Annotated in this window: 4 protein-coding genes; all 4 read left to right on the top strand. The window is 64.3% G+C overall.

The window, feature by feature from the left end:
• Positions 1-1,218, top strand: a 1,218-nt coding sequence (locus EN994_RS19405) for an aspartate aminotransferase family protein (protein WP_206530423.1), incomplete at its 5' end; no start/stop codon positions are given.
• A gap of 2 nt (positions 1,219-1,220) precedes the next feature.
• The gene (locus EN994_RS19410; protein WP_013533036.1) at positions 1,221-2,231 is read left to right on the top strand and encodes a C-terminal binding protein; all 1,011 of its coding nucleotides are present in this window, start codon (positions 1,221-1,223) and stop codon (positions 2,229-2,231) included.
• Positions 2,232-2,486: 255 nt separating this feature from the next.
• Complete coding sequence (locus EN994_RS19415; protein ID WP_063167536.1) at positions 2,487-3,518, top strand: 2-aminoethylphosphonate ABC transporter substrate-binding protein; 1,032 nt, start codon at positions 2,487-2,489, stop codon at positions 3,516-3,518.
• A 29-nt stretch (positions 3,519-3,547) separates the two neighbouring features.
• Positions 3,548-4,460 (top strand): ATP-binding cassette domain-containing protein (locus EN994_RS19420; RefSeq protein ID WP_127307733.1); only part of this gene is annotated, 913 nt, incomplete at its 3' end.

Genomic DNA, 4,460 nt, shown 5'->3' on the forward strand with positions numbered 1-4,460 from the left:
CTGTCCAGCCCCTGTTTGTCGACGATCGCCAAGGCGCAAGGCATCTGGATCGAGGACACCGCCGGTCGCCGCTTCATGGATTTCCACGGCAACAGCGTCCATCACCTCGGCTATGGCCACCCGAGGCTTGTGGCCGCCATCAAGAAGCAGCTCGATCAGCTCTGCTTTGCGCCGCGCCGTTTCACCTGTGAGCCCGCCGTCGAACTGGCCGAGAAGCTGGCGGCATTGGCGCCCGGCAATCTCGGCAAAGTGCTGTTCACCACCGGCGGCTCGGACGCCATCGAGGTCGCGCTGAAGATCGCCCGCGCCGCGACCGGCCGCTTCAAGACGGTGTCGTTCTGGGATGCGTTCCATGGCGCCGGCTTCGGCGCAGCAAGCGTTGGTGGCGAGGCGACCTTCCGCTCGCACATATCAGGCCCGATGATGACCGGCACCGAGCACGTCGCGCCTTGGGACGGCTATCGCTGCCCCTATGGCCACGATTCCCTGGAAGCATCGGGCCTCGCCTGCGCCAACATGATTGCCTACGTCCTTGGCCGCGAGCAGGACGTGGCGGCGGTCGTCGCCGAACCGATGCGGGCGACGCCAAACCCGCCGCCGCCAGGCTTCTGGAAGCGGGTGCGCGAGGCCTGCGACCGGCACGGCACGCTCTTGATCTTCGACGAGATCCCGACCGGCCTTGGCAAGACCGGCAAATTCTTCGCGCACGAGCATGATGATGTGACGCCTGACATCGTCGTCCTCGGCAAGTCGCTCGGCGGCGGCGTCCTGCCGATCGCCGCCATCATCGCGCGCCGCGATCTCGACGTCACCGGTGGCTTCGCGATCGGCCACTACACCCACGAGAAGAACCCGGTGACGACCCGCGCCGCATTGACGACGATCGACATCATCCTGGAGGAAGGGCTGGTCGAGCGCGCGGCCGAACTCGGTCGGCACATGCTAGGGCGCATGCAGCACCTGATGGCGCGCTCGCCCCATGTCGGCGACGTCAGGGGCAGGGGACTGATGGTCGGCGTCGAGCTCGTCGAGGATCGCGATACGCGCCAGCCGGCACGCGATCTCGCCGAGCGCGTCTTCTATGCTTGCCTTGAACAGGGGCTGAGCTTCAAGATCAGCCAAGGCAACGTGTTGACGCTGTCGCCGCCGCTGGTCATTTCGAAAACCGACCTCGACGGCGCGCTCGACATTGTCGAGCGCACGGTGCTGGCGGCCTGACCGTGAAGGCCGTGCGCACCGACCGCGAACTCGAATGTCCCGGCATCGACGCCGGCTTGCGGGCGAGGGGGGTCGAACTGGTGACGCTGCCGGACGGCATCCCCGAAGCTGATCTCATGCAGGCCGTTGCGGACGCCGATCTTTTGCTGATGTGCTACACGCCGATCACCGCACGGGTGATCGAGGCGGCTCCCAGATTGAACGGCATTGTCAAATATGGCGTCGGCGTCGATGCCATCGACATCCCCGCCGCGATGCGGCGTGGCATTCCCGTTGTCAACGTGCCGGATTATGCTGAGGAAACCGTCGCCGAAGGCGCCTTCGCGCTGATGATCGCGCTGGCCAAGCGGCTGCCCTCCATCACCGCGGCGGTGTCACGTGATGGTTGGATCTGGCCCGAGCAACGCTGGCTGGGGCGCGACATGTCCGGCGCCACGCTTGGGCTCGTCGGCTGCGGCAAGATCGGCCGCAGCATGGCGCGCATGGCAGGCCAAGGATTTCATGCGCGCGTTCTCGGCTTCGATCCCGGTGTCGATGTCGCAACCATGCGCACCGCCGGCATCGAGAAGGTAGAAGACCTCCACGTCATGCTGCGCGCCTGCGATTTCGTTTCCCTCCACTGCGTGCTGAACGACAGGACGCGCGGCTTGATTGGTGAAGCCGAGCTCGCTTGCCTGAAGCCTTCCGCTATCATCGTCAACGTCTCGCGCGGCGCGCTGATCGACGAGGCCGCCCTTGTCGAGGCGATCATCTCGGGGCGCATCGGCGGCGCCGGGCTCGACGTCTATTCGGTCGAGCCGCTGGCCAAATCGGGCCATCCGATGAGCGCGCTGTTCGGCCGCGACAACGTCATCCTGTTTCCGCATCTCACCTTCTTCACGCAGGGGGCCATGCGCCGGCTCGAAGACGACACGCTCGCGCGCTGCTTCGAAATTCTCGAAGGCCGGCCGGTTACCGTTCGTTCGTTCGACCCGCGGCTGCGGGCGCAGACATCTGGGGTTTCATTTGGCTGACCATCACCATCTCTGCACCCAATCGCGGGCCTTCCGCGAGGCCGGAATCGAAGCCAGGCCAGCGTTGCGACAGTTCCATGACAACTATCAGGTAAAATTTGCCTCTCATAAAATAAATAGATTTTACTTATCGATCGTCAGTCCCCAAAGTCGGCACAACGACGAGATCGAACGGTGCCGCATAAGGCTCCGGCCTACAGGCGAGATCGTCACAGTGCATCGCAGAATGTGCCATCAATCACAGGGGAACTGAGCATGAAATCGCAAAAGGCAACCATAGCTACGGCCTTCGCCGCGTCGCTGTTGGCGTCGTCGGCTCTTGTCGGACCGGCACTCGCCGACGGCGTCGTCACCATCTATTCCGCCGACGGCCTGCATGACGGCAATGGCAGCTGGTTCGAGACCGAATTCGCCGCCTTCACCAAGGCCACCGGCATCACCGTGCAGTATATCGAGGCAGGTTCCGGCGGCGTCGTCGAGCGTGTCGCCAAGGAAAAGTCGAATCCGCAGGCCGACGTGCTGGTGACCTTGCCGCCCTTCGTGCAGCGGGCCGCGGCTGACGGCCTGCTGCAGGACTACAAGCCGGAAGCCGCCGACCAGATCGATGGCGGCACAGACAAGTACCGGCCGCTGGTCAACAACTATATGAACTTCATCTACAACAGTGCCGTCCTGCCGGAAGCGCCAAAGGCCTACAACGACCTGCTCGACCCGAAGTTCAAGGGCAAGATCCAGTATTCTACCCCCGGCCAGGCCGGTGACGGCACCGCCGTCATGCTGCAGATCATCCACGCCTTCGGCAGCGAGGATGCCGGCTTCGAGTTCATGAAGAAGCTGCAGGACAACAATGTCGGCCCCTCCGCTTCGACCGGCAAGCTGACCGCGCTGGTCAACAAGGGTGAGCTGCATGTTGCCAATGGCGATCTGCAGATGAACATGTCGCAGATGGCCGACAATCCCAATATCAAGGTGTTCTGGCCGGCTGGACCTGACGGTGTGCGCTCCACCTTCGCGCTGCCCTATGAAATCGGCCTGGTCACCGGCGCACCCAACGCAGACAACGGCAAGAAACTGATCGACTTCCTGCTCTCCAAGGAAGCCCAGTCGAGCATCAGTTCCGTTGCGCTCGGCATGCCGGCTCGCAAGGACGTCAAGCCGGATGACGCCAACTTCGCCAAGGCGCAGGAGGCGATGAAAGGCGTGACCATCTGGTCGCCGAACTGGGACGACGCGCTGAGCAAGCTACCCGATTATGTCAAGCGCTGGAACGAAGCGACCGGAAGTTGATCCGCAAGGGAAACCCGGAGGACCACGCCATGTCGGCCGCAGCGTTTACTGGTACCAGTGTCATGGACATCGACGCCGCGAAGGTTCGCGGCGCCGGCTCCAATGTCCATTTCGACAAGGTCAGCGTTGCCTATGGCGCGCATGTCGTCCTGCATCCGCTGACCCTGGATATCGCACCTGGCGAGATCCTGGCGATGATCGGCCCATCCGGCTCCGGCAAGACGACGGCCTTGCGCGCCGTGGCCGGCTTCGTGCGACCCGCCAGCGGGCGGATCCGCATCGGCGCCACCGATGTGACCGATCTGCCGCCCTACGAGCGCGGCCTTGGCATGGTGGTGCAGAACTACGCGCTGTTTCCGCATATGCGGGTCGAGGACAACGTTGCCTTCGGCCTCAGAGCACAGGGCGCCGACAAGGCGCTGATCGGTGAGCGGATCAAGGATGCGCTGGGCACTGTCGGCATGTCGGCCTATGCCCGGCGCTATCCGCGCGAGCTTTCGGGCGGCCAGCAGCAGCGCGTGGCGATTGCGCGTGCCTTGGCCGTGCGGCCGCGCGTGCTCCTGCTCGACGAGCCGCTCTCGGCGCTCGACGCCCAGATCCGCCGCAACATGGTCGAGGAGATTGCCCGGCTGCACCGCAGCCTGCCCGGCCTCACGATCCTCTATGTCACCCACGACCAGACCGAGGCACTGACGCTTGCCGACAAGATCGCCATCATGCGCGACGGCAGGGTCTGTTCGCATGGACCGACGACCGAACTCTACCGCCGCCCGCCAAACCGTTTTACGGCCGAGTTCCTCGGCCGCGCCAATCTTCTTCCGGTAACGGTTGCCGAGGCCGTCGGGTCGAAGGGATTTGCCACGGCAAGGCATGGTGACGCGCTGCTGACCGGCGCCGGCCGCAACGAGAAGGCCGGCGACAAGAGCCTGCTCTGTATCAGGC

The sequence above is a fragment of the Mesorhizobium sp. M7A.F.Ca.CA.002.09.1.1 genome (assembly GCF_003998555.1).
Lineage (GTDB): Bacteria > Pseudomonadota > Alphaproteobacteria > Rhizobiales > Rhizobiaceae > Mesorhizobium > Mesorhizobium ciceri.

What these genes read in the sequence shown, in the direction of transcription:
- EN994_RS19415 (WP_063167536.1), top strand. Translation starts at nt 2,487, where the DNA reads ATGAAATCGCAAAAGGCAACCATAGCTACGGCCTTCGCCGCGTCGCTG.